This is a genomic window from Pontibacterium sp. (assembly GCF_041587635.1).
Lineage (GTDB): Bacteria > Pseudomonadota > Gammaproteobacteria > Pseudomonadales > Balneatricaceae > Pontibacterium.
In genome coordinates this window covers 1-1,171 of the sequence record NZ_JBFGYC010000749.1, presented here as the reverse complement: position 1 = coordinate 1,171, position 1,171 = coordinate 1, and the positions used below count along the sequence as shown (strand labels likewise).

At 44.1% G+C, this 1,171-nt stretch carries 1 protein-coding gene and 1 riboswitch; the gene reads right to left on the bottom strand.

Translation table 11 applies throughout. The features are described 5' to 3' along the window. Positions 1–191 precede the first annotated feature (191 nt). A complete protein-coding gene (locus ABYW01_RS21400; protein WP_372836640.1) occupies positions 192–494 on the bottom strand; it encodes a hypothetical protein in 303 nt (100 codons plus the stop codon). A gap of 65 nt (positions 495–559) precedes the next feature. Further along, positions 560–634: riboswitch (cyclic di-GMP riboswitch) on the bottom strand. Positions 635–1,171: the final 537 nt, after the last annotated feature.

Genomic DNA, 1,171 nt, shown 5'->3' with positions numbered 1-1,171 from the left:
CCAACACACGGTCTCTGGAAAACGATTCGGAGAAATTGAAGCAGGAGCACGCCAAAGAGATGCTGGAAAATCTATCGAAAGATCTGGATCAGAATTTCAGTGCGTTGGAAAAGGCGATGAGTAAAAAAGGTATATGAAATGCTGCCCAGTCTGCGGCATCTTTCTTTCAGGGCTGAGTGTCCGGTAAAAAATTACTTCGGACTCATCACGGTAAGAAGCCCGATATAGAAGCGTCGCAAGTTACTCTTTTTATTCACGCTTTTCTTCTTCGGTTCAATAGCTTTCTCTACATACGGCTCGTTTGTACTGCCGGGAGAGGGTATTGCATACAATGGATACGATGCGCCACTCTCGCTATAGATGTGATCGAACTGCATGGCTTTGACGGTAGGAGAGAAGCCTGTTTCATCAGGCTCTGCGTAAGCAGGACTAATAGTGCCGATGATCAATAAACCAACTAGATTGATGTTGGCGATAAACGACGAACATTTCATGACGACCTCTGCAGTACATCAGCTAAGATCCTCACAAATAGATGGTCCGTTTAATGAGGCTCTCCTTCGGTGGTCCGGCTATCCCAGAGGGACCCGTGACTTTGCGTCACCTGATTGCTCAGGCTTTGCCGTGTCGAGAGAGGATCTTGTGCTTTAAACAATCAAACTGACGTTTGATACTTATGTTTGTTCGCATGATAGCACTGTTGCGTGCTCAATATTTATACAGATCAGTAATAATAAAACGATCTATATATCTGAATGACATATAACTGCAAGGTTGCAAGTATTGGTGAAAACCACACCAAGACAGAGTGTAAAAACTAAGCGAAAATCCAGGGTTTAAAGCTTGATGATCAGAAAGATATACGGAGGGAAAGAGAAGTGGAATTCAAGAGACGGGTGTAGCGTCCAATCCGCACCCGAAGCGCCAAGTGACCAAACAGATGACCGGAAGTTATCCTATAAACGGCGCAAACAAAGATATCTTAATGACTGACGTTATACCGCTGTTTTGAAATGCGAATGGCCAACGCGTAGCATCAGCCAGCCTCGACTAGCACTCTTCATCCAAGATGAACTACACACATCACAACGGTAGATTGTTCCTAATTCTAACTTGCAGATCTCCTTCATGTATTCATGAGGTACATCTTGAATCTGCTGATATTCGCAAT

What these genes read in the sequence shown, in the direction of transcription:
- ABYW01_RS21400 (WP_372836640.1), bottom strand. Translation starts at nt 494, where the DNA reads ATGAAATGTTCGTCGTTTATCGCCAACATCAATCTAGTTGGTTTATTG.